15 protein-coding genes and 1 tRNA gene are annotated in these 22,640 nt (G+C 71.5%); 8 read left to right on the top strand and 8 right to left on the bottom strand.

The window, feature by feature from the left end; translation table 11 throughout:
* Position 1: 1 nt before the first annotated feature.
* Together M6I34_RS15480 and M6I34_RS15475 are read left to right on the top strand one after the other, a co-directional pair.
* On the top strand, positions 2 to 1,294 hold the full coding sequence (locus M6I34_RS15480) for an adenylosuccinate synthase (RefSeq protein WP_272486711.1): 1,293 nt from the start codon (positions 2 to 4) through the stop codon (positions 1,292 to 1,294).
* Positions 1,295 to 1,322: 28 nt separating this feature from the next.
* Positions 1,323 to 1,829 (top strand): phosphoribosyltransferase, encoded by a 507-nt coding sequence (locus tag M6I34_RS15475; protein ID WP_272486710.1) that lies wholly within the window; start codon positions 1,323 to 1,325, stop codon positions 1,827 to 1,829.
* A gap of 94 nt (positions 1,830 to 1,923) precedes the next feature.
* Here the strand turns inward: M6I34_RS15475 and M6I34_RS15470 are convergent.
* Positions 1,924 to 2,010: transfer RNA gene (locus M6I34_RS15470), tRNA-Leu, on the bottom strand.
* A 180-nt stretch (positions 2,011 to 2,190) separates the two neighbouring features.
* On the opposite strand from M6I34_RS15470, the gene M6I34_RS15465 reads away from it, so the two are divergent.
* Both M6I34_RS15465 and rlmB read left to right on the top strand, forming a co-directional pair.
* Complete coding sequence (locus tag M6I34_RS15465) at positions 2,191 to 4,887, top strand: ribonuclease R family protein (RefSeq protein ID WP_272487218.1); 2,697 nt, start codon at positions 2,191 to 2,193, stop codon at positions 4,885 to 4,887.
* A gap of 27 nt (positions 4,888 to 4,914) precedes the next feature.
* The gene (gene rlmB / locus M6I34_RS15460) at positions 4,915 to 5,655 is read left to right on the top strand and encodes a 23S rRNA (guanosine(2251)-2'-O)-methyltransferase RlmB (RefSeq protein ID WP_418953568.1); all 741 of its coding nucleotides are present in this window, start codon (positions 4,915 to 4,917) and stop codon (positions 5,653 to 5,655) included.
* 33 nt (positions 5,656 to 5,688) lie between these two features.
* Here the strand turns inward: rlmB and M6I34_RS15455 are convergent, their stop codons facing one another.
* From M6I34_RS15455 to M6I34_RS15445, 3 genes are all read right to left on the bottom strand, one after another.
* The gene (locus tag M6I34_RS15455; RefSeq protein WP_272486708.1) at positions 5,689 to 6,273 is read right to left on the bottom strand and encodes a thermonuclease family protein; all 585 of its coding nucleotides are present in this window, start codon (positions 6,271 to 6,273) and stop codon (positions 5,689 to 5,691) included.
* Between the two features lie 77 nt (positions 6,274 to 6,350).
* Positions 6,351 to 6,794: a universal stress protein gene (locus tag M6I34_RS15450; protein WP_272486707.1), complete on the bottom strand. Its 444-nt coding sequence runs from the start codon at positions 6,792 to 6,794 to the stop codon at positions 6,351 to 6,353.
* Positions 6,795 to 6,962: 168 nt separating this feature from the next.
* Positions 6,963 to 8,261, bottom strand: coding sequence for an MgtC/SapB family protein (locus tag M6I34_RS15445; RefSeq protein ID WP_272486706.1), 1,299 nt, complete (start codon positions 8,259 to 8,261; stop codon positions 6,963 to 6,965).
* Positions 8,262 to 8,459: 198 nt separating this feature from the next.
* On the opposite strand from M6I34_RS15445, the gene M6I34_RS15440 reads away from it, so the two are divergent.
* Entirely contained in the window at positions 8,460 to 9,233 is a 774-nt protein-coding gene (locus M6I34_RS15440) for a helix-turn-helix domain-containing protein (RefSeq protein WP_272486705.1), read from the top strand.
* 87 nt (positions 9,234 to 9,320) lie between these two features.
* Here the strand turns inward: M6I34_RS15440 and M6I34_RS15435 are convergent, their stop codons facing one another.
* The 4 genes from M6I34_RS15435 to M6I34_RS15420 form a co-directional block, all read right to left on the bottom strand.
* On the bottom strand, positions 9,321 to 11,435 hold the full coding sequence (locus tag M6I34_RS15435; RefSeq protein ID WP_272486704.1) for a PAS domain-containing hybrid sensor histidine kinase/response regulator: 2,115 nt from the start codon (positions 11,433 to 11,435) through the stop codon (positions 9,321 to 9,323).
* Positions 11,436 to 11,445: 10 nt separating this feature from the next.
* The gene (locus M6I34_RS15430; RefSeq protein ID WP_272486703.1) at positions 11,446 to 12,171 is read right to left on the bottom strand and encodes a response regulator; all 726 of its coding nucleotides are present in this window, start codon (positions 12,169 to 12,171) and stop codon (positions 11,446 to 11,448) included.
* A gap of 43 nt (positions 12,172 to 12,214) precedes the next feature.
* The gene (locus M6I34_RS15425; RefSeq protein WP_272486702.1) at positions 12,215 to 14,053 is read right to left on the bottom strand and encodes an ATP-binding response regulator; all 1,839 of its coding nucleotides are present in this window, start codon (positions 14,051 to 14,053) and stop codon (positions 12,215 to 12,217) included.
* A gap of 139 nt (positions 14,054 to 14,192) precedes the next feature.
* Positions 14,193 to 17,084 (bottom strand): adenosylcobalamin-dependent ribonucleoside-diphosphate reductase, encoded by a 2,892-nt coding sequence (locus M6I34_RS15420; RefSeq protein WP_272486701.1) that lies wholly within the window; start codon positions 17,082 to 17,084, stop codon positions 14,193 to 14,195.
* A gap of 198 nt (positions 17,085 to 17,282) precedes the next feature.
* Between M6I34_RS15420 and ftsH the strand changes: the two genes are divergently transcribed.
* The 3 genes from ftsH to M6I34_RS15405 are packed head-to-tail and all read left to right on the top strand — an operon-like array spanning position 17,283 to position 22,433.
* The gene (gene ftsH, locus M6I34_RS15415; RefSeq protein ID WP_272486700.1) at positions 17,283 to 19,196 is read left to right on the top strand and encodes an ATP-dependent zinc metalloprotease FtsH; all 1,914 of its coding nucleotides are present in this window, start codon (positions 17,283 to 17,285) and stop codon (positions 19,194 to 19,196) included.
* Positions 19,193 to 21,571, top strand: a complete 2,379-nt coding sequence (locus M6I34_RS15410; RefSeq protein WP_272486699.1) for a Lon protease family protein — start codon at positions 19,193 to 19,195, stop codon at positions 21,569 to 21,571. The genes ftsH and M6I34_RS15410 overlap by 4 nt, the downstream gene beginning before the upstream one ends.
* Complete coding sequence (locus M6I34_RS15405) at positions 21,558 to 22,433, top strand: hypothetical protein (protein WP_272486698.1); 876 nt, start codon at positions 21,558 to 21,560, stop codon at positions 22,431 to 22,433. The genes M6I34_RS15410 and M6I34_RS15405 overlap by 14 nt, the downstream gene beginning before the upstream one ends.
* Positions 22,434 to 22,640: the final 207 nt, after the last annotated feature.

Here is a 22,640-nt window from a genome sequence, read left to right as displayed (position 1 = left end):
GATGGCCAGGAACGTAGTAATCATCGGGACCCAGTGGGGCGACGAAGGCAAGGGCAAGCTGGTCGACTGGCTGACCGAGACCGCGCGCGGCGTGGTCCGCTTCCAGGGCGGCCACAACGCGGGCCACACGCTGGTGATCGGCGGCCGCAAGCAGGTGTTGCGGCTGATTCCGTCGGGCATCTTGCGCGACGGCGTCACCTGCTACATCGGCAACGGCGTGGTCGTGTCGCCCACCGCCCTGCTGCAGGAGATCGACGAACTCGAGCAGGCCGGCATCTCGGTGCGCGAGCGCTTGCGCGTCAGCGCCACCGCCTCGCTGATCCTGCCGTATCACGTGGCCCTCGACCAGGCGCGCGAGGCGCGTCGGGGCGACGCGAAGATCGGCACGACCGGCCGCGGCATCGGCCCGGCCTACGAGGACAAGGTGGCGCGCCGCGGCGTGCGCATCCAGGACCTGTACGACGCCGGCGCGTTCCGCGAGCGGATGGCCGAGGCGCTCGACCTGCACAACTTCACGCTCGAGCACTACCTGGGCGCCGAGCCGGTCGACGGCGCGAAGATCGCCGACGAGGCGCTCGCGCTCGGCGAGCGGATCCGGCCCATGGTGGCCGACGTGCCCGCGCTGCTCGCGCAGGCGATGGCACGCGGCGAACCGCTGCTCTTCGAGGGCGCGCAGGGCGCGCTGCTCGACGTCGACCACGGCACCTATCCGTACGTGACCAGCAGCAACTGCGTGGCGGGCGCCGCCGCCGCCGGCGCCGGCGTCGGCCCGCAGGCGCTGCATCGCGTGCTCGGGATCGTGAAGGCCTACACCACCCGGGTCGGTTCCGGACCGTTCCCGACCGAGCTGCACGACGACATCGGCAGGCGCCTGGCCACCGTCGGCAAGGAATTCGGCTCGGTCACCGGCCGTCCGCGCCGTTGCGGCTGGTTCGACGCCCCGGCGCTGCGCCGCTCGATCCAGCTGAACGGCATCGACGGGCTGGTGGTCACCAAGCTCGACGTGCTCGACGGGCTCGAGACCGTGAAGCTCTGCGTGGGCTATCGCCAGGACGGCAAGACGCTCGACCTGCTGCCCTTCGGGGCCGCCGAGCTTGCGCGCTGCGAGCCGATCTACGAGGAGATGCCCGGCTGGTCGGAGAGCACGGTGGGCCTGCAGCAATGGGAGCAGCTGCCGCTGAACGCGCGGCGCTACCTGGAGCGCCTGTCCGAGGTGGCCGGCGCGCCGATCGACCTGGTGTCCACCGGCCCGGACCGCGACGAGACCATCCTGATCAGGCATCCTTTCCAGTGAGTTCTTCCGACGAGTCGAGGCCGATCCCGTGAAAGACCTTTACGTATCCTGGGACGAGTACAACCGGCTGATCGAGAAGCTCGCGCTGAAGGTCTGGGAGTCGGGCTGGAACTTCGATGCGATCGTCTGCCTGGCGCGCGGCGGCCTCCGGATCGGCGACGTGTTCTCGCGCCTGTTCGACAAGCCGCTGGGCGTGCTGTTCACCAGTTCGTATCGCGAGGAGGCCGGCACCAAGCGCAGCCGGCTGATGATCGCCGAGCACATGAGCTCGGCGGCGCCGCTGCCCGGCCCGCGCTGGCTGCTCGTCGACGACCTGGTCGACTCCGGCGCCACGCTGGTCGAGGTGCTGCCCGCGCTGAAGTCGCGCTATCCGCAGGTCGAGGAGATCCGCTCGGCGGTGGTCTGGGCGAAGGGCTCGTCGGTCGCGATGCCCGACTACTGCATCGAGCACCTGCCGTCGAACCCCTGGATCCACCAGCCCTTCGAGGAGTACGACCACATGCGACCGAACGACCTGAAGGCGCGGTGGGGGTGACGAGCCTCGCCTTTCGAGTCCTCACGCAGAGCGCGCAGGCGCTCTGCTTTCTGGGCAATAAAATGAAAACGCCTGCTTTCGCAGGCGTTGAATCTGGTGCCCAGAAGAGGACTCGAACCTCCACAGTGTTGCCACCGCCAGGACCTGAACCTGGTGCGTCTACCAATTCCGCCATCTGGGCTGCGGGTCTGCGGGAGAGCTTCCCGAAGACTGCGGCCGACAGAGTCGACCGCTGTAGAGGCGCGAATTCTAATCGACTGCGGGGATTTGTCAAATCGATGGTGAGAGCGTGACGAAGAAAGCCTGGTTCGCGCCGACGCGCGAGGAAATCCTGGAGTGCCTGCGCGGCGCGGGCGTCCCGATGACGCCTGCCGAACTCGCCGAGAGGCTCGAGGTTCCGCCAGATCACGTCGATTCGCTGAACCGGCGCCTGATCGCGATGGAGCGCGACGGCCAGCTGCTGCCCAACCGCAAGGGCGTGCTGCTGCTCGCGAGCAAGCTCGACCTGATCGCCGGCCGCGTCCAGGGACACCGCGACGGCTTCGGCTTCCTGCTCCCCGATGCCGGCGGGCCCGACGTGTTCCTGTCGCCGCGCCAGATGCAGAAGGCGATGCACGGCGATCGCGTGCTGGTCAAGCAGACCGGGTACGACTCGCGCGGCCGGCCCGAGGGCAGGATCGTCGAGGTGACCGAGCGCGCCAACCGGCGGCTGGTGGGCCGCTTCCTGAACGAGCGCGGCGTGAACATCGTCGTGCCAGAGGACCAGCGGATCAAGCACGACATCGTCATCCCGCCCGGCGACACCCACCACGCGCAGCACGGCCAGGTCGTCAGCGTGGAGATCGTCGATCCGCCGGCCAACGGCGCCCCTCCGATCGGCCGCGTGGTCGAGGTGCTCGGCGAGATCGAGGACCCGGGCATGGAGATCGAGATCGCGGTGCGCAAGTTCGACGTGCCGCACGAGTTCAGCGCGCCCGCGCTCGAGGCCGCGGCCGCGCTGCCGGGCGTGGTCAGGCCGGCCGACCTGCGGGGCAGGGTCGACTTGCGCGACGTTCCGCTGGTCACGATCGACGGCGAGGATGCGCGCGACTTCGACGACGCGGTCTACTGCGAGCCGATCGAGGTGAGCACCGGCGGCGAATCGGTCGGCGACGCCGGCGCCGACGATCGCGAGACGGCCGCGCAGCGGGCGGGCGGGGCGACGGACGGCGCGGACACCGCGCCCTCGTGCCGCCGCGGCCGGCGCAAGGCGACCGAGCCCGGCTTCCGCCTGATCGTCGCGATCGCCGACGTGTCCCATTACGTGAAGCCCGGCGCGCCGCTCGACGCCGACGCTGCCGAGCGCAGCACCTCGGTCTACTTCCCGCGCCGGGTCATCCCGATGCTGCCCGAGAAGCTGTCCAACGGCCTGTGCTCGCTGAACCCGCAGGTCGACCGGCTGGTGCTCGTCTGCGACATGGTCATCGACGGCGGCGGCCGCATCCGGGCCTACCAGTTCTACGACGCGGTGATGCACTCGGCGGCGCGGCTCACCTACGACGAGGTGTGGGCCATGCTCTCGGGCGGCCCGAACCTTTCGGTGTCGCCGCACAAGCTCGCGCTGGCGCCGCAGCTGCGCAACCTGCACGACCTGTACCGCGTGCTGGCCGGCGCCAGGGAGCGCCGCGGCGCGATGGAGATCGAGACCGTCGAGACGCAGATCGTCTGCGATCCGGCCGGGCGCATCGAACGGATCGTGCCGCGCGGCCGCAACGATGCGCACCGGCTGATCGAGGAGTGCATGCTGGCGGCCAACGTCTGCGCCGCCGACTTCATGCACCGCAGCCGGCATCCCGGCCTGTACCGGATCCACGAGGGCCCGACGCCCGAGAAGCTGCAGGTGCTGCGCGAGTTCCTTCGCACCGTCGGCCTGTCGCTCGGCGGCGGCGAGTCGCCGTCGCCGCGCGACTACGCGGCGCTGGCCGGCCAGATGCGCGCGCGACCCGATCACCTGCTGCTGCAGACGATGCTGCTGCGCTCGATGCAGCAGGCCGTCTACTCGCCCGAGAACGTCGGCCACTTCGGGCTGGCCTACGACGCCTACGCGCACTTCACGTCGCCGATCCGGCGCTATCCGGACCTGATGACGCACCGGGTGATCAAGGCGCTGCTCAAGGGCGAGCGCCATCGACCGCTGCCCTTCGACGGCCGCGACGAGGACGAGGCGGGCGCGAGGGGGCGAAAGGGCCGCAACGCGGCGGCCGGTGCCGCGGCGGGCAGGGCGCAGAAGGGCAGGCAGCCCGACCGGACCGCCGCAGACCTGCAGGACGCGATCGAGCGCTGGCACCAGTGGGGCATGCGCTGCTCGGCCAACGAGCGGCGGGCCGACGAGGCCTCGCGCGACGTCGAGGCCTGGCTCAAGTGCATGTACATGCGCGAGCGGGTCGGCGAGCAGTTCGCCGGCCGCATCACCGGTGTCGCCCCCTTCGGCGTGTTCGTCACGCTCGACGAGCTCTACGTGGAGGGGATGGTCCACGTGTCGGAACTCGGCGGCGAGTATTTCCAGTACAGCGAGTCGGGTCACGAACTGCGCGGCGAGCGCACCGGCCGCCGCTTCCGGCTGACCGACCCGATCGACGTGCAGGTCTCGCGCGTCGACCTGGAGGCGCGGCGCATCGAGTTCCGGCTCGTGCAGCGAACCGATTTCCGCAGCCTCGAGCGGGACCGCCAGCGCGGCGAGCGCGAGGAGGCCCGGGCGGCTCGCGAGGGCGCGAGGCGGGCGTCGAAGGCCGGCGGCCGACGGACCGGCGAGGCCGACGCCGACCTGCCTGCCCTGCCTCTTCCGCCCGAGCCGGATGGCCGCCGGAAGACCGGCAAGACGGGCAAGTCCGGCAACCCCGGCAAGACTGGCAAGGCGAAGGACGGCGCCGCGTCCGCGAAGCCGGGCAAGCGCGCCGGCAAGGCGGCCGACAAGCGGCCCGCCGGGGCGGGGGCGGCCAGGGCCGGCGACAGGCGTCCGGATCGCCCGGCGGCCGGCGAATCGGCGCGGCCCGCGTCGCGCCGGCGGCGCCGGGGCTGAGCGACCACAACCACGGGAACGATCTTGCTGATCCACGGTTTTCACGCGGTGCTCGCGCGGCTGCGCCGGGCGCCGGAATCGATCCGGGAACTCTACGTCGACGCCTCGCGCGACGACGCGCGGGCCCGCGACCTTCTGAAGCTCGCCGCCGATGCGGGCCTGCGCCCGCACCTGGTCGACCACGCGCGTCTCGAGCGGCTGTGCCCGGGCAGGCGCCACCAGGGGGTCGTGGCGATCGGCGAGGCCGCGCTGCCCGCAATGACGCTCGACGAGCTGCTCGACGGTCTCGGCAAGCCGGCCACGCTGCTGCTGCTCGACGGGGTGACCGATCCGCGCAACCTGGGCGCCTGCCTGCGGGTGGCCGACGGCGCCGGCGCGGCGGCGGTCATCGCGCCGAAGGACCACGCGTGCACGCTGACCGACGTGGCGGTGCAGACCGCGAGCGGCGCCGCCGAGAGCGTGCCCTACATCATGGTCACCAACCTGGCGCGCGCGATGGACGCGCTCGGCGACGCCGGTTTCTGGATGCTCGGCACCGCCGACGAGGCCGATCACTCGCTGTACGAGGAAACGCTGACCGGTTCGGTCGCCTGGGTCCTGGGCGCCGAGGGCAAGGGCCTGCGACGGCTCACGCGCGAACGCTGCGATGCGCTGGTCAGCATCCCGATGCTGGGGCAGGTCAGCAGCCTCAACGTGTCGGTCGCGGCCGGGGTCGTGCTCTACGAGACGCTTCGCCAGCGCCGCAAGGCGGGCGCGGGCGCTGCCTGACGGGCGCTCGGCGCCCGCGCTCCGAAGCGCGGCTCAGCGCGAGCGCTGCCTGAATTCCCACGGCGGCTCGGGGTCGGCCTGCTGCCACAGGCCGGCCCGGCGCTCGCGCGCCTCGCTGGCCGCTTGCGCGTAGATCGGCCGCAGCCGCTCGGGCAGGTCGCGATCGTAACGGGCGAAGTGCCAGGCGAGCCCGGCTTCTAGCATCGCCAGCGCCGGGTCCTCGCCGTCCGCGTCGACCAGCGCCACGTAGCGGCCCCAACGATCGGTCTTCAGCGGCGTGATGCGCAGCGCCCTGCCGTCCAGCGTCTCGCGCAACTTGCGTCGCGCGGCGGCGGCCCAGGGCTGCGACTTCTCCGGCGCGTCGATGCCGGCGAGCCTGACGCGGATCCGGCCGCCGTCCGGACGACGCGCGACGAAGGAGTCGCCGTCGTCGACGCCGAGTACGACCGCCTCGATCCACGCGCTGCGGGCGGCCGATGAGGTAGTCGCTGCGGTCTCGCCCGCGCCGTTGGGGGAGGCATCGGCGGCGCCGGCCGGGCTCGCCGCGAGCGCCGGCGGCGCAGCGGCCGGCCAGCAGAGCGCCGCCAGCAGGGCCAGCGCCGGCGCGAGGATCCGCATGGTCGCGCCCAAAGAAGAACGGCCGGCGCGCGGCCGGCCGTCCGTGTCGGCGCGCCGCCTGGCGCGCGGAAGATCGATCACCGGAAGACCAGCACCGGGATGCTCGAGTGCGTCAGCACCTTGTTGGTCTCGCTGCCGAGCACCAGCGCGCTCAGCCCGCGGCGTCCGTGCGAGGACATGAAGATCAGGTCGCAGGCCTTGTCGCGCGCCAGGTCGATGATCGCCCGGTACGGCTGCGTGTGGCGGATCGAAACCGTTTCGCAGGCCACGCCGGCGTCCTCGGACGACTTCTGCGCGGCGCCGAGCACCGTCTTGGCGGTCTCCTCGGTGGCCTTCATGAATTCGGCGAACGAGGCCTGCCCGGCGGCCGGGAACTCGGCGAAGGCCGGCGGGATGTACTCGGGCATCACGTGAAGGATGGTCAGCTTCGCGCCGGTTTCCTTCGCGAACTGGATGGCCTTGGCCACGGCCTCGTTGGACAGATCCGATCCGTCGGTCGGAACCAGGATGTGTTTGTACATCTTTTCAGCTCTCCATCGTGTCGTGTTATCGGGATGCTTCGGATCGGGCCGCGAGATTTCAGCCGCCGTCAGGGTGCAATCCTAGGCCAGAGCGGGGCTCTCGTGTTGATTCAAGGCAATCGGTCCGTGCGGGTCCGGCCGGCCGGCGGGGGATTCCGGGACGGCCTCTCAGGGCGCCAGCGTCGCTTGCGTCCACGCGATCGCCGCGACGAGCGCCGCCGCGCTGCCCGCGAAGCCGCCGAGGATCCGGCGGCCGAGCGCGCGACCGCCGATCGCGACCGCGGTCGCGGCCTTCAGCACGGTGTTCGAGAGCGCCGCCAGTCCGATCACGGTGACCGCCTCGGCGGTCCCGATCTGGTCGAGCCCGAGCAGCTGCATGCCGGACAGCGCGATCGCGTCGACGTCGGTCAGGCCCGAGACCGCGGCCAGCGCGTACAGTCCGCCGGCGCCGAGCTCGGCCGACAGGATCGCGGCCAGGAGAAGCACCAGCGCGTACAGCGCGCCGAAGGACAGGGACGTCCGCAGCTCGGTCGGGTTGCGAACGTCCGGCACCGGCGGCAGGTCCTGTGTCCGCATGCCGCGCCACGCCAGCGCTGCGGCGACCAGAAGCGGAAACGCCCCGGCCACCAGCAGCGGCCAGAGCGCCGGCAGCAGGGCAGGGGCGGTGGCAACGCACAGCACCGCGAGCCGGCCGAACACGACCGAGCAGGCCAGCAGCACGACCAGCGCCGGCACGCGCGGATCGTCGCCGGTGTCGCGCGCCTCGCGCGCGTACATCAGCGTGGTCGCGGTGGAGGAAACCAGGCCGCCGAGCAGGCCGACCAGCGGCGCGCCGTGCCGGGGACCGACGACGCGCAGGGCCAGGTAGCCGGCCAGGCTCACGCCGGAGATCAGCACCACCATCAGCCAGATGCGGTGCGGGTTCAGCGCGCCGTGCGGGCCGTAGCCCTGGTCGGGCACCACCGGGAGGATGATCAGGCTGAGCGCGCCGAACTGCAGGATCGAGACCAGGTCGCGCCGGCCGAGCCCCTCGGTGATTCCCTTCAGCTCGGGCTTGAAGTAGAGCAGCGCGGTCGTGACGATCGCGAGCGGCGCGGCCGCCTCGGCGTAGCCGCGCCAGACCATCGCCCCGAGCGCGAAGCACAGCATGATCGCCACCGTCGTGGTCGTGCCCGGATCGGCCTGCGCGGCCCGGTCGTGCACGTGGGCGACGACGGTCATCGCGCCGACCGCGAACAGCCCCGTGGCCAGCAGCCACGGGAAGCCGTACATCTCCGACAGCATCGCCGAAACCGCGCCGAGCAATCCTGTCAGCGCGAAGGTCCGCAGCCCCGCGATCGGCTCGGCGTGGCGCTCTCTTTCGAGGCCGATCAGCAGCCCGATCGCGAGCGCGATCGCGAAGGTGCGCAGCAACCCGGGTTCGGGATGCTCGCCGAAACGCAGCTGGATCAGTTCGGAAAATTCCATCGCGATCAAGTATCGCCGGTCGGCGGGCGTACGAACGATGATCCCGGTCAATGCGCGATCGCTCGAAAGTCTCCGGCATGCCGTTACAAACCGTTACCGACCGTTTCGGCCGTGCAATCGAACCGGCAGCGCGCATCGGTAGATTTCCTTCCTGACGATTCATTGAATTACGACAGAAAAGCCAGAGGGAGGCCCACGATGAGCCAGACGACCGCCACCACCGCAAGCCAGAGCCCCGCAATCGCCGCGCGCCACGCCGCCGCGGCCTCGCGCGCCGGCCGCTCGGTCACGGACGCCGGGGTCGGTGGCATGTCGGCGCTCGAGCCGCTGCTGATGCGGGTCGGCGGCACCCGGCGCCGGGTCCGGCGCGGCGAGTACCTGTTCCATGCCGGCGCGCCGTTTCACGCGCTGCACGGCATCCGGGCCGGTTCCTTCAAGACCGTCCTGCTGACCGAGGACGGGCGCGAGCAGGTGACCGGCTTTCACATGGCCGGCGAGGTGCTGGGGCTGGACAGCGTCGGTTCCGAGGCCTGCGGCGGCGACGCGATCGCGCTCGAGGACAGCGAGGTCGTCGAGATCCCGTTCGAGGAACTCGACGCGCTGGCCAGCCGCGAGCCGGCGCTTCAGCGCGAGCTCTTCAAGCTGCTCGCCGGCGAGATCCAGCGCGAGCGTTCGCTGATGCTGCTGCTCGGTTCCATGCGCGCCGAGGAACGCCTCGCCGCCTTCCTGCTGAACCTTTCGAAGCGGCTCGCCGCGCGCGGCTGGTCGGCCACCCAGTTCCTGCTGCGCATGACGCGCGAGGAAATCGGCAGCCTGCTCGGCCTGAAGCTCGAAACGGTCAGCCGGATCCTGTCGCGCTTCCAGTCCGAGGGACTGATCGCGGTGCGCAATCGCGAGATCACGATCGTCGAGATGTGCGCGCTGAAGGCGGTGATCGGCCGGGTCGACAGCCGCCGCGAAGTCGGCGCCTGATCCGGCGGTCGCCGGGCGGGGCGGTTCGGGCCGCCCCCAGCCGGCGCGCGCGGGGGCGCAGCGTGGCGCTTCGTTTCCGGGCCCGGCTCAGCGAGCCGGGCCTTCTTGCGTTGGCAGCGGAGATTCGTCCAGCGTGCGCCGCAGCATCCGGGCCAGCTGCGCGATCGGATAGGGTTTGCTCAGCAGCTCGATGCTGCCGTCGAGCTCCCCCTGCATCGGAAGGGCGTTGCGCGGGTAGCCCGAGGTGTACAGCACCTTCAGGCCGGGCCTGAGCCGCACGGCCTGGCGGGCCAGCTCAGGGCCGTTGACCTCGCCGCGCAGCACGACGTCGGTGAACAGCAGGTCGACCGTCGACTCGCCCTCGATCAGGGCCAGCGCCCGGCGCGCGTCGGCCGCCTCGAGCACCCGGTAACCGAGCCGCTTCAGGAAGCCTGTGGCCACCTCACGCACCGCATCGTCGTCCTCGACAACGAGGATCGTCTCGTCGCCGCCGCGGATCTCGGCGGGGGCGGGCCGGCTGGCCCGGGTCGCGCCCTCGTCGGCGATCGGCAGGTAGAGGCGGATCGTGGTGCCCATGCCCGGCTCGCTGTAGACGGCGATGTGCCCGCCCGACTGCTTGACGAAGCCGTAGACCAGGCTGAGGCCCAGGCCGCTGCCCTTCCCGTGATCCTTGGTCGTGAAGAAGGGCTCGAAGGCGCGGGCCAGCACCTCGGGCGGCATGCCGGTGCCGTTGTCGCTGACGGAAATCTCGACGTATTCGCCCGGCGCGACCTCGGCGTGACGGCCGGCGTAGTCGGCGTCCAGGTGCTCGAGCTGCGCCTGCAGCGTCAGTCGTCCGCCGTCGGGCATGGCGTCGCGCGCGTTGACCGCGAGGTTGAGCAGCGCGGTGTCGAGCATGCCGGGGTCGGCCTTGGCGGGCGGCAGGCCCTCGTCGCAGGCGGTCCGCACGTCGATGTTCGCGCCCAGCGTGCGCCTGAGCACGTCGGCCAGCGAGTCGAGCAACTGCGCGACGTCGATCGCGCGGGGCTGCAGCGTCTGCCTGCGCGAGAAGGCCAGCAGCTTGCGGGTCAGGTCGGCGCCGCGCGCGGTCGCGCGCAGCGCGGCCTTCGCCAACTTCTGGGAGAAGGGGTCGTCGAGCCGCTCCTCGAGCATCTGCAGGTTGCCCGAGACGACGGTCAGCAGGTTGTTGAAGTCGTGCGCCACGCCGCCGGTGAGCTGGCCCAGCGCCTCCAGCCGCTGCGACTGGAACAGCCTGGCCTCGGTGCTCTCGCGCTGGAGCACGGCGCCCAGCGTGTTCCCGAGCGCCTGCAGGAAGCTCGCGTCGTCGCGCGCGAAGTTGCGGCGGCCGGCGGCGCAGGCGCCGATCAGGCCGACCGCGCCGTCCTCGCCGGGGATCGCGCAGAGCATCAGGCCGGTTGTGGACCGCGCGCCCGGATGCGAGATCGCGGTCCCCGGCGGCTGCGGGGCCACCGGCCGGTCCGGCCGTGCCGCGCCGGCGCGCCGGCCGGCGCCGGCTTCGGGCTGGTCGAGCAGGATCGGTTCGTCCATCGGCAGGTCGCCGTCGCGCTGCCAGCGTTCGGCGATCATCGCGAGGGCGGCGTCGAGGCGCTCCGGCTCGAAGCCGATCGACTCGACCACCCGCGGCTCCCGGCGGGCGGCATCGCGCATCACGATCAGCGCCCGCGTGGCGTCGAGGTGGAGCACCGCCAGCCGGCATGCCTCGCGCTCCAGGGCGCCGGTGTCCTTGCTCGCCAAGGCTAGCCGGCCGAACTCGGCGATCGCGGTGGCCTGCCGCGCGTGAACGGCCAGCTCGCGCGCGCGCTGAAGCTCGGCCACGTCGCGGATGTTCGCGCAGATCAGCGTCTCGTCGTCGAGCGGGAAGGGGCTGAGGCTGACCTCGACCGGGAACTCGTGGCCGTCGCGATGCAGGCCGAGCAGCGCCAGGTTCATGCCCATCGGCCGGGATTCCGGCCGGCGGCCGTAATGCTGCCGATAGCGTCGATGGTTTTCGCGGAAGCGTTGCGGGATCAGGTCCTCGATGGACAGCGCGAGCAGCGACTCGGCGTCGTGGCCGAACAGGCGCTCGGCCTGCAGGTTCGCGAGCCGGATCCGCCCGTCGCCGTCGATGACCACCAGCGCGTCGGCCGCCGTGCGGAAGATTCTCTCGAACAGGCCGGGAAGGGCGATCGAGCCGGGTTTCATGGGGCGGAGCTCACTCCTGGCAGACGCGAGGGGCGAAGATGTACCCGACGCCCCGGACCGACTTGATCATCTCCGGCCGGGCCGGATCGCGCTCGATCTTGCGCCGCAGGCGGCCCACCTGCACGTCGATCGAACGATCGTAGGGACCGGCCTCGCGATGATGGATCATGTCCATCAGCTCGTCGCGGGACAAAGCCCGGTTCGGGTTGCGGGCGAAGGCAGTCAGCAGGTCGAACTCGCCGGTGGTCAGCGACACCGGCTGGCGGTCGGGCCGGTGCAGCGACCGGGCCGCCGGGTCCAGGGTCCAGCCGTCGAATCGCAGGCGGGCGTCGTCGGCGGGTTCGGCTGCGGGCGCCGCCGCAGGCGCGGCGGCGTGGATGCGGCGAAGCACGCTGCGCACCCGCGCCACGAGCTCGCGCAGCTCGAAGGGCTTGGCGATGTAGTCGTCTGCGCCGACTTCCAGGCCGATGATACGGTCGACCGGCTGGCCCCTGCCGGTCACGATGATGATGCCGAGACTCGAATTCGCGCGCAGCTCGCGCGCCAGCGTCAGGCCGTCTTCCCCGGGAAGGCCCAGGTCCAGCAGCACGAGGTCGCACGGCGACTCCTCCAGCGCCGCCCGCATCTGCCTGCCGTTGCCGACGGTACGTACCTCGAAGCCGTAGCCGCTCAGGTAGTCGGCCAGGAGTTCGCGGATGTCCTCTTCGTCGTCGACGACGAGCAAGCGTTCTGCCATGCGGAGTGGGAGCCTTGTCGCTCGGGTAAGGATGCGACCGATTCTAGCCGACACCTCGCCCGAGTATGCGATCCAGCTGCCGCGGCTCCATGGGCTTTGACAGGAGCGTGAGCCCCGCCGCGGCCGCACGGTCGGAAAGGGCCGGATCGATCTCGCCGCTCACCAGTACGCGGATCGCCGCGGGGTGATGCCGCAAGACCCGTTCGAGCACGGCGATGCCGTCGACCTCGCCGGGCAGCCGGAAGTCCGAGATCGCCGCGTCAATCCGACCGGGAGCGTCGATCAGCGCTGCGGCGCCTGCGGCATCCGCGGCCCTGAGGACTTCGAAGCCGGTCGCCTCGAGCCACCGCGCGAAGGCATCGCCGAGGGCGACGTCGTCCTCGACGAGGAGCAGGCGGCGGCCGGCAAGGGGCGCGGGGTCGCCGCGCTGCGGCCCGCATGCGGGGGCGATCGGCCGGTCGCCCCGGTTCCCGGGGACGGAGGGTTCGCGCGCGGCCGGCGCGCCGGGGGCCGGAAGCGGGCGCCACCTCGCCCCCGCGAAGCGCAGCGTGAAGCGGCTGCCGCGACCCGGCGCCGAGCGCAGCCGTATCGACACGTCGTGAAGGGCCGCGATGCGACGCACGATCGCCAGCCCGAGCCCCAGCCCGCCACGCTGCTGCGGCTCGCCGGCGACCTGGTAGTGCTCGTCGAAGATCCGCCCTTGGTGCTCGGCCGGAATGCCGGCGCCGGTGTCCGACACCGACAGCTCGAAGGCCGACAGCTCGAAGGCCGACGGCTCGCAGGCGGACGGCTCGCAGGCGGACGCCGCGCGCGCGCGTACCGGGCGTGCGCGGATCGTGATGCCGCCGCGCGCGGTATGGCGAAGCGCGTTGTCGACGAGGTTGCGCAGCATCCGCGACACCAGCACCGGGTCGCAGTCGAGCTCGCAGCCGCAGCGAATCGCGCGCAGGCGCAGCCCGCGCGCCCGCGCCGACGGAGCGGCTTCCTGCAGCAGGTCCTGGACCAGCGCATCGATGTCGACCGGCCGTGTCTCGACCTTGACGTGCCCGGTCTCGAGCCGGGAGAGATCGAGCAACTGGCCGAGAAGCTCGTTCATCGCGGCGATCGAACGCTCCAGGCCCTGCATCGCGGGGGCCACGGCGGGGTCGGTGACCTGCCGGCGCAGCAGGCTGGCGGTGAGCGACAGCGCGGCCGCCGGCTGGCGGAGGTCGTGGCTGGCCGCCGCGATGAAGTGAGCCTTGGCGCGGTCGGCGGCGACGGCCCGGTCGCGCGCCCTGGCCAGGGACTCGGCCAGCCGGCGGTTCTCGATCGCTGCCGCCAGCACCCGGCGGCCCAGCCGGTCGACCGAGGTCGACGCCGATCCGGCCAGCAGCGCGAAGCCGGCGAAGGCGGCGGCGACGCCGGCCGTGCCCGGCGTGTCGAGCCGCCACCAGGCCAGCGCGAACTGGCCGGCGCAACAGGCGAGCTGCAGCCTGAACGCCGGCCCCTGGCGGCCGATCGAGGTCATCGCCACCGCCAGGCCGGCGCAGGCGGCGATGCTCAGCGCGGCGCGGCCCGGGCCGGGGAGCGAGGGAAGGAACAGCGTGCCGGCAGCGCCGGACACCAGGCCCGACAGCGCGGCGGACAGCCGGCCGAAGCGGTCGGCCGCTGCGAGTTGCGCTTCGTGAAGCCGCCGCAGCGAGGGCAGCGCGGCGGACGTGGCGGCGAGCGCCAGCACGGACGCGAGCAGCCAGCCCGCGACGAGCGGGCCGTGGGCTGCAGGCGCGGCGATCGCGGCCATCCACAGGGAGACCAGCAGCGCGGCTGCCGCCGCGAAGCCCGCCTGGCCGGCCTGGAGTCGTTCGCGCTCCGCGCCGACCGCGGCGTCGCCTGCCTCGACCATCGTTCCCCCGCTCCCGGCATGGATGCCTTCGCCAGTCTAGGGGGCGGTGCGATCGCGCGCGTCGGCCGCGCGGCCTAGTCCTTCAGGATTCTTGACGGGGAGGCGCTTCGGCCGGCGCAGCAGCCGAAGCGCGGATCGCTCAGCCGCATTCGCCCTGGTGTCCGCAGGCGGTGCAGAACATGCAGCCGTCCTTGCGGATGTAGGCGTGCGCGCCGCAGGACGGGCAGGCCTGGCCGGCGATGACCGGCGCCTCGGTCGGCGCGTGCCCGCCCGTGTCGCTCTCGGGCAGTGCCAGCGCGCCGGCGCCGCCGATCGCGCGGCCCTCGTCGTCGAGCAGCCCCAGCACCTTGTACCGGTGCAGGATCAGCTCGGCGATGTAGGCCACGGTGCTCGGGTAGACCTGCTGGCGGTTCTCGCCGGGCACCGGCGCCCAGAACGAGCCGTTCAGCTCGCCGAAGCTGCGCAGCTTGCGCAACTTCAGGCCGATCCAGTTGACGTCGACCACGTGCATGTCGAGCGACAGCAGCTTGCACAGTCCGTCGAGCACCTTCGGATAGTCGCCCGACAGCCAGATCGAGTAGGGCCTGCGCGTGCCGTCGGGCAGCTGCAGCTCCTTGACCCCCAGGACGAAGTCGTCGCCGGTGGCGGCGTTGCTGATGTCGGCGGTCCACGACAACGTGCCGAGCGGGCCCGACTTGGGCTCCTTGCGGAACATCAGCGCGTCGAGCATCGGCGTGGGCTGGGTGTCCAGCGAGTCGAAGGTGCCGAGCTCCTCGCAGCGGTGCCGGACGATCTCGGCGAAGGCCGCGACCACGCCCGGCGACCAGCGCACCTCGCCCTCGGGCGGGAAGGGCAACTGCATCGGCTGCTCGTCGCGGGTGCGCCCCAGCGAGTCGAGCTTGAGCCTGAGCCAGGACCGGTCGTTCGAGCGCATGTCCATCGACAGCGCCTTGGCGATCGCGCCCAGGCCGCGCGGCTGCTCGTTGCCGTTGACCCAGGTCTCGAAGGGCAGGCTGCGAACCGCCCGGCTTCCGTCGAGGCGCTCGATCGTCTCCTCGGTCTGGCCGATGAAGATGCAGAACGAGGCGCGCTCGTCGAGCGGCTCGAACATGTAGGACCACGCCATGTTGCCGGCAGGCAGCTTCGGGCGGCTCGGCCAGCGCAGCGACGACAGGGCCGGATGCGGCAGCTTGTCGAGCCGAAGCCGGCGGTCCGGGTCCTCGGTCAGGTCCTGCGGCTGCTGCGCCGACGGCGTGCCCGAGACGCTGAGCACCGAGCCGATCACCGAGTTGGGCCGGTAGGTGGTGATGCCCTTCAGCCCGGCCTTCCAGGCCTCGAGGTAGAGGGTCTTGAACTCCTCGTACGGGTAGTCCTCGGCCACGTTGACCGTCTTGCTGATCGCCGAGTCGACGCAGGGCTGCACCGCCGCGCTCATGCGCATGTGGTCGAGCGCCGAGATCTGCATCGCCGACACGAAGTAGTCGGGCAGCGCGCCGACGTTGCCGCCCATGTGCCGGAACAGCCGGTACGCGAAGTCCTCGACCTCGTACTCGTGGCGGCTGCCGTCGGGCATCCGCTTGCGCCGGGTGTAGGTCCACGAGAAGGCCGGCTCGATGCCGCCCGAGGAGTTGCCGCCGAAGGCGATCGAGATCGTGCCGGTCGGCGCGATCGACATCAGGTGCGAGTTGCGGATGCCCTCCTTGCGGATGCGCGCCTTCAGCGCCTCGGGCAGGCGCGACGCCGCGTGCGGCTCGGCCAGGTACTGCTCGGCGTCGAACAGCGGGAAGGCGCCGCGCTCGCCGGCCAGCGCCACCGAGGTCTCGTAGGCGGTGTCGCGCATCCGGCACGCGATGTCCGCCGCCAGGTCGCGCGCGGCCTGCGTGTCGTAGCGCAGCTTCATCATCGTCAGCGCGTTGCCCAGGCCGGTGAAGCCCAGCCCGATCCGCCGCTTGGCCTTGGCTTCGCGGTCCTGGGCGGGCAGCGGCCACAGCGTCAGGTCGAGGACGTTGTCGAGCGCGCGCACCGCGATCGACACGACCCGGTCGAAGCGCTCGAAGTCGAAGCGCGGGGCCTCGCCGAACGGATCCGACACGAAGCGCACCAGGTTCAGGCTGCCGAGGTCGCAGCAGCCGTAGGGCGGCAGGAACTGTTCGCCGCAGGGATTGCTGGCCTCGATTCGCTCGCAGTAGGAGAGGTTGTTGTCGCGGTTGACCCGGTCGATGAAGATGACGCCGGGCTCGGCGTGATCGTAGGTGGACCGCATGACCTGGTCCCACAGCTCGCGGGCGCGGATCGTCCGGTAGACGAACTTGCCGTCGGCGCGAGGCTGCAGGTCCTCGGGCGCGTCGAAGGGCCGCACCTCGTGGGACAGCTCGAACTCGGCGTCGTCGTGCACCGCCTGCATGAAGGCGTCGGTCACGGCCACCGACATGTTGAAGTTCGACAGCGAGCCGTCGCGCTTGGCGTGGACGAACTCCTCGATGTCCGGATGATCGACCCGCAGCACGCCCATCTGGGCCCCGCGGCGCGACCCGGCCGACTCGAGCGTCTCGCAGGACTTGTCGAACACCCGCATGTACGACACCGGACCCGATGCCCGCGAATGCGTGCCGCGCACCAGCGCGCCCTTCGGGCGGATCGACGAGAAGTCGTAACCCACGCCGCCGCCGCGGCGCATCGTTTCGGCCGCTTCCTGCAGCGCGGCGTAGATGCCCGGCGTGCCGTTCTCGTCGTGTCCCCAGACCGCGTCGCCGATCGGCTGGACGAAGCAGTTGATCAGCGTGGCCTGGATGTCCGTGCCGGCTGCCGAATTGATCCGTCCGGCGGGGATGAACCCGTTCTCCATCGCCCACAGGAACTCCGCCTCCCAGTGCTCGCGCTGGGCCGGCGCCTCGATCGAGGCCAGGGCGCGCGCCACCCGCCTGCGGATGTCGTGCGCGGTCCGCTCGTCGCCCTTCGCGTATTTCTCCTGCAGGACGTCGATCGTGACTTCCTGTTCGGGCAGCGCTGCCAGCACGTTTTCGAGCTTCATGGGTCTCCTTCGGGGATCGCGGGTGGACAGGCGGGGGTTCGCAGCACATTCTAGTCCCGTCACCGGCCTCGCGGACCGGGGTCCCGGGCCCGCCCGGCGCCCGGCCACGGGCCGAACCTTGCCGAGGGTCAAGCGGCTGCACCGCGACCTCCCGCAGCATGACGAAGCTGACTAGAATCGGACAAACACGGACAGGAAATGGAGCGCACTCAGCATCCCGGCTGGAACGTCTGGCACATCGCGGCGGTGCTGCTGCTGACGATGCTCGCGCACGACGTCTGGCAGAGCTTCAAGGCCGTCGAGCCGATGCCCTACAGCGAGTTCATGCAGCAGCTCGAGGCCGGCAACGTCGCCGACATGCAGGTCACCGCCGACCGCATCCAGGGCACGCTCAAGCGCCCGCAGGCCGACGGCCGCACCCGCTTCGTGACCGTGCGGGTCGATCCCCGGCTGGCCGACGAGCTCGCCGAGCACGGCGCGAGCTTCCGCGGCGTGATCGAGAGCACGCTGCTGCGCGACCTGCTCGGCTGGATCCTGCCGGTGCTGGTGTTCTTCGGCATCTGGATGTTCGCGCTGCGCAAGATCGCGGAAAAGGGAATCGGCGGATTCGGCGGCGGGGGCGGGCTGATGTCGATCGGCAAGAGCCGCGCCAAGGTCTATGTCGAGACCGGCGTCGGCGTCACCTTCGACGACGTGGCCGGCGTCGACGAGGCCAAGGAGGAGCTGCGCGAGGTCGTCGGCTTCCTGAAGAACCCGCAGGAATACGGCCGGCTCGGCGCGCGCATCCCGAAGGGCATCCTGCTGGTCGGCCCGCCGGGCACCGGCAAGACCCTGCTCGCCCGCGCCGTCGCCGGCGAGGCCGGCGTGCCCTTCTTCTCGATCAACGGCTCGGAGTTCGTCGAGATGTTCGTCGGCGTCGGGGCGGCGCGGGTGCGCGACCTGTTCGAGCAGGCCCGGCAGAAGGCGCCGGCGATCATCTTCATCGACGAGATCGACGCGCTGGGCCGCGCCCGCGGCGCCTTCGGCTTCGGCGGCGGCCACGACGAGAAGGAGCAGACGCTGAACCAGCTGCTTGCCGAGCTCGACGGTTTCGACCCGAAGTCGGGCGTCGTGCTGCTCGCGGCCACGAACCGGCCCGAGATCCTCGACCCGGCGCTGCTGCGCGCCGGGCGCTTCGACCGGCAGGTCCTGGTCGATCGGCCCGACCGCAAGGGGCGGGTGCAGATCCTCGGCGTGCACCTGCGCAAGGTCAGGCTCGCGCCCGACGTCGATCCCGAGCAGGTGGCCGCGCTCACGCCGGGCTTCACCGGCGCCGACATCGCGAACCTGGTCAACGAGGCCGCGCTGCTCGCCACGCGCAACGGCCGCGAGGCGGTCACGCTGGACGACTTCACCGGCGCGATCGAGCGGATCGTGGCCGGGCTGGAGAAGCGCAACCGGCTGCTCAATCCGCTCGAGCGGCGCATCGTCGCCCACCACGAGATGGGCCATGCGCTGGTGGCGATGGCCTTGCCGGGCACCGACGTCGTCCACAAGATCTCGATCATCCCCAGGGGGATAGGCTCGCTTGGCTACACGATCCAGCGCCCGATCGAGGACCGCTTCCTGATGACCCGCGAGGAGCTCGAGCGCAAGATGGCGGTGCTGCTGGGCGGGCGGGCCGCCGAGCAGCTGGTGCTGGGAGAGATATCGACCGGCGCGTCCGACGACCTGGCCAAGGTGACCGACATCGCGCGCAGCATGGTGATGCAGTACGGCATGGACGAGGGGCTGGGCAACCTGGTCTACGAGTCGCCGCGCTCGGCCTTCCTCGGCATCGCGGAGCAGGTTCCCGAGGCCCGGCGCCATTCCGAGGAGAGCGCGCGCCGGATCGACGAGGCGGTCCGCGAGCTGGTCGCCTCGGCCTTCGCCGAAAGCCTCGCGATCCTGGCCCGGCAGCGGGCGCGGCTCGAGCGCGGGGCCGCGTTGCTGCTCGAGCGCGAGACCCTCGACCAGGACGACCTGCAGGCCCTGTGCGCCGAGGTGCCCGAGCAGGACGCCGGCCCGGCCCTGCCGCGGCCCGCGGCCCAGGGGCCCGCGAAAGGCACAGGCAACACGGAGAACGCGCGATGACCCGAGTGTCTGCAGAGGCGCTCTGCCATTACTGCGACCCGAGCCAGTTCGATTTCGAGACCACCGACCAGCTCGAGCCGATCGCCGACGCCTTCGGCCAACAGCGCGCAATCGAGGCGATCGAGCTCGGCGTGGGCATCCGGCGCAGCGGCTTCAATCTCTTCGTGCTCGGCGACCCGGCCACCGGCAAGTCCGATGCCACGCGCGAGCGGATCGTCGCGATCGCCGCCGCGCAGGCCCGGCCCGACGACTGGTGCTACGTCAACAACTTCAAGGAGCCGCACAGGCCGCACGCGCTGCGGTTTCCGTTCGGGCGCGGGCCGGGCTTCCGTACCGACATCCAGCAGCTCATCGAGGAATTGCGCAGCGCGATTCCGGCGGTGCTCGAGAGCGACGACTACCGTTCCCGGGTCGAGCAGATCGACGCGCAGTTCGGCGGCAAGCAGGAGAAGGCGTTCAGCGAGCTGGTCGACGAGGCGCAGGGCCACGGCATCCTCCTGCTGCGAACGCCGACCGGCTTCTCCTTCGCCCCCGACAAGGACGGCGAGGTGATGCCGCACGAGGAGTTCGAGAAGCTCCCCCAGGAGGAGAAGGACCGGATCGCCCAGGCGGTCCGCGGCCTGCAGGAGAAGCTCGAGCGGCTCCTGAGGCAGGTGGTCCTGTGGCGGCGGGCGCACCGCGACGAGATGCGCAAGCTCAACCGCGAGGTGACCACCTTCGCGGTCGGCAACATGGTCGACGACCTGCTGCGCCGCTACGTCGCCCTGCCCGAGGTCGTCGCCTGGCTCGAGGCCTTCAAGGAAGACGTGGTCGAGAACGCCGACATCTTCCGCTCGCAGGGGGAGTCGATGCCGCAGCAGCTCGCCGCCCAGGCCGAGGAGTTGCCGCCGCTGCGCCGCTACGAGGTCAACCTGCTGGTGGGCGGTGGCGACGAGGCCGGGGCGCCCGTGGTCACCGAGGAGAACCCGACCTACACGAACCTGGTCGGGCGGATCGAGCACATCGCGCGCTTCGGCGCGCTGCTGACCGATTTCGGGCTGATCAAGGCCGGCGCGCTGCACCGGGCCAACGGCGGCTATCTGCTGCTCGACATGCGCCGGGTGCTGATGCAGCCCTTCGCCTGGGAGGCGCTCAAGCGCGCGCTGCACACGCGCGAGGTCCGCATCGAGTCGCCCGGCCAGTTCTTCGGGGCGGTGAGCACGGTGTCGCTCGAGCCGCAGCCGATCCCGCTCGACGTGAAGGTCGTCCTGTTCGGCGACCGGATGCTGCACATGCTGCTGCAGGCCTACGACCCCGAATTCGTCGAGCTGTTCAAGGTGGCCGCCGACTTCGAGGACGACGCCGACAGCTCGCCCGAGTCGGTCGCGGTCTATGCAAGGGTCATCGGCACGATCGCCCGCAAGACCTGCGAGATCCCGCTGGACCGGCAGGCGGTGGCGCGGGTCATCGAGTTCGGCGCGCGCGAGGTGGGCGACTCCGGCAAGCTGAGCCTGCACCGGCGCGCCCTCGAGGACCTGCTCACCGAATCCGAATACTGGGCCCGCAAGGCGGGGCTCTCGGTGGTCGGGGCGGAGCAGGTGCAGCGCGCGCTCGACGCGCGGATCGAGCGCAGCGACAGCGTCCGGCGACGCATGCAGGAGGAGATCCTGCGCGACACGATCATGATCGACACGCAGGGCGCCGAGCCGGGGCAGATCAACGGGCTGGCGGTGTACTCGGTCGGCGAGCTCGTCTTCGGCCAGCCGACCCGGATCACCGCCACCACCCGGATCGGAGACGGGCACGTGATCGACATCCAGCGCGAGTCGCAGCTCGCCGGCGCGATCCATTCGAAGGGCGTGATGATCCTCAGCGCCTTCGTCGCCGCCCGCTACGCGGCGCTGCAGCCGTTCGCGTTGAGCGCGAGCCTCGCCTTCGAGCAGACCTACGGACCGGTCGAGGGCGACAGCGCCTCCCTGGCGGAACTCTGCGCGCTGGTTTCATCGCTGGCCGGCGTGCCGATCCGGCAGGCCTGGGCGGTGACCGGCTCGGTCAACCAGCGGGGCGAAGTCCAGGCGATCGGCGGCGTCAACGAGAAGATCGAGGGCTTCTTCGACATCTGCGCGGCGCGCGGCCTCGACGCGAGCCACGGCGTGATGATTCCGAAGGCGAACCTTCGCCACCTGATGCTCAGGCACGACGTGGTCGACGCGGTGCGGGACGGCCGCTTCGCCATCCACGCGGTGTCGCACTTCGACGAGGCGATCGCGCTGCTGACCGGCGAGGCGGACATCGACCGGAAGGTCCGGGCGCGCCTCGGCCAGTATGCGGAGATCGCCAGGGATTTCGCGTTGCGCCGGATCCGGGGAAGGAGGGGTGGCAATGCCGGGCAGTGAGGGGCGCGGCGAGGGCGCGGCGCGCAAGGCGCAAGGCGCGGCGCGGGAGGCGCAAGGCGCGCCGGCCGCCGGCGACGCGCCGCGCATCTGGCTTGCGCTCGATGCGCTCGATCGAAGCGAGGCGCCGCTCGGCGCGGCGTTCGCGCTCGCCCGCGTCCTTCGGGCCGAACTCGCGGCCCTGTTCGTCGAGAACGCCGACCTGTTCCGCCTGGCCGCCTTTCCGCAGGCCTTCGAGACCCGTCTGTTCGGCCCGGCCGGGCAGGCGCCGGTCGAGTCCGAGGCGCTCGAGGACGCGCTTCGCGCGCAGGCGAGCGCGCTGCAGCGGCAACTGCAACGGGTGGCGCGCGAGGCCGGCGTGAACTGGTCGTTCCGGATCGCGCGCGGCCGGATCGTCCAGCAGGCGCTCGAGGTCGCCGAAGCCGCCGACTGCGTCGTGCTCCCCAGCGCCGGGATCGCCACCTCGATAGGGCTGTCGCCGACGCTGGCCCGGCCGCGCGGCGCGCAGCGGACCGCGGCGCCGGCGATCGCACCGGGTCGCCAGATCTGGGCCTTGCCGGGTGCCGGCCCGGCCGGCCAGCGGGTCCTGGAGATCGGGCATCGCCTGGTGAGCGGTGCCGCGCCCGGCCGGCTAGTCCTTCCGGACGACCCGGCGCGCGCGGCAGCGCTTCGCGACTGGCTGCGTCAGCAGGGCTGGCGCGACGACTGGCGCGAAGCGAGCCTCGAGGAGCTGCTCGCTGCCAGGCAGCGGGCCGCCGGGGGCGGCACCGGGCTGCTGCTGCTGCCGCGCCCGACCGACTCGGCCGACCGCGAGCGGCTCGAGCGCGGCCTGCGCCGTGCGGGCTGGCCGATCGTGATGGTCTGAGCCGGGCGCGCGGCGGGGGGCGCGGCTCCGCCGGCTTTCCGGAACGGGGCCAACGGAGCCTCCCGGCGAGTCGATTTGACAACCGAAAAAACCCCCGCCATAATCTCGCTTCTCTGCTGATCGCGACCCACTGCAAATGCAGCGCGATCGAGTTCTTTAACAATCCAGCAGTCGATAAGTGTGGGCGTCTGGGCGAGAGCGCCAAGC

The sequence above is a fragment of the Zeimonas sediminis genome (genome assembly GCF_023721795.1).
GTDB lineage: Bacteria > Pseudomonadota > Gammaproteobacteria > Burkholderiales > Burkholderiaceae_E > Zeimonas > Zeimonas sediminis.
Note: the sequence above shows the minus strand (reverse complement) of the source record. Positions and strands in the feature narration are given on the sequence as shown.

What these genes read in the sequence shown, in the direction of transcription:
- M6I34_RS15480 (WP_272486711.1), top strand. Translation starts at nt 2, where the DNA reads ATGGCCAGGAACGTAGTAATCATCGGGACCCAGTGGGGCGACGAAGGC.
- M6I34_RS15465 (WP_272487218.1), top strand. Translation starts at nt 2,191, where the DNA reads ATGACGCCTGCCGAACTCGCCGAGAGGCTCGAGGTTCCGCCAGATCAC.
- M6I34_RS15455 (WP_272486708.1), bottom strand. Translation starts at nt 6,273, where the DNA reads ATGCGGATCCTCGCGCCGGCGCTGGCCCTGCTGGCGGCGCTCTGCTGG.
- M6I34_RS15450 (WP_272486707.1), bottom strand. Translation starts at nt 6,794, where the DNA reads ATGTACAAACACATCCTGGTTCCGACCGACGGATCGGATCTGTCCAAC.
- M6I34_RS15445 (WP_272486706.1), bottom strand. Translation starts at nt 8,261, where the DNA reads ATGGAATTTTCCGAACTGATCCAGCTGCGTTTCGGCGAGCATCCCGAA.
- M6I34_RS15440 (WP_272486705.1), top strand. Translation starts at nt 8,460, where the DNA reads ATGAGCCAGACGACCGCCACCACCGCAAGCCAGAGCCCCGCAATCGCC.
- M6I34_RS15435 (WP_272486704.1), bottom strand. Translation starts at nt 11,435, where the DNA reads ATGAAACCCGGCTCGATCGCCCTTCCCGGCCTGTTCGAGAGAATCTTC.
- M6I34_RS15430 (WP_272486703.1), bottom strand. Translation starts at nt 12,171, where the DNA reads ATGGCAGAACGCTTGCTCGTCGTCGACGACGAAGAGGACATCCGCGAA.
- M6I34_RS15425 (WP_272486702.1), bottom strand. Translation starts at nt 14,053, where the DNA reads ATGGTCGAGGCAGGCGACGCCGCGGTCGGCGCGGAGCGCGAACGACTC.
- M6I34_RS15420 (WP_272486701.1), bottom strand. Translation starts at nt 17,084, where the DNA reads ATGAAGCTCGAAAACGTGCTGGCAGCGCTGCCCGAACAGGAAGTCACG.
- ftsH (WP_272486700.1), top strand. Translation starts at nt 17,283, where the DNA reads ATGGAGCGCACTCAGCATCCCGGCTGGAACGTCTGGCACATCGCGGCG.
- M6I34_RS15410 (WP_272486699.1), top strand. Translation starts at nt 19,193, where the DNA reads ATGACCCGAGTGTCTGCAGAGGCGCTCTGCCATTACTGCGACCCGAGC.
- M6I34_RS15405 (WP_272486698.1), top strand. Translation starts at nt 21,558, where the DNA reads ATGCCGGGCAGTGAGGGGCGCGGCGAGGGCGCGGCGCGCAAGGCGCAA.